General features: G+C 40.1%; 1 protein-coding gene. It reads left to right on the plus strand.

Annotated features, from left to right (window positions below; all coding sequences use genetic code 11):
• The coding region (locus tag AOM43_RS08590; RefSeq protein WP_152618853.1) for a hypothetical protein at window positions 1-284 on the plus strand (284 nt) is incomplete at both ends.

Raw genomic sequence — 284 nt, forward strand, 5'->3', positions numbered from 1 at the left:
TAAGCGAGAGTACGACGGCCATCATAACGAAAAAATTGAGATTAAGACGAGTGATGACCGCATCATTTCGTATTTTATTAGAAGACCTAAAAGTTTCAATCAATGGCTTTTAGAAAAGGTCGAGCGTTCTGATGGACCCACCATTCAATATGATTATGCGCATGTGGATGATGATTTTAACGAATATCCGCGCATCATTTACAAAGACCTTCCCGATTCTCGATCTGTTCACATTGGTTATTGGCGAAGAAAGGACGTCAGCAATGGGATAAAGATTGACGTAG

The sequence above is a fragment of the Parachlamydia acanthamoebae genome (assembly GCF_000875975.1).
In the GTDB taxonomy this organism is placed as follows: domain Bacteria; phylum Chlamydiota; class Chlamydiia; order Chlamydiales; family Parachlamydiaceae; genus Parachlamydia; species Parachlamydia acanthamoebae.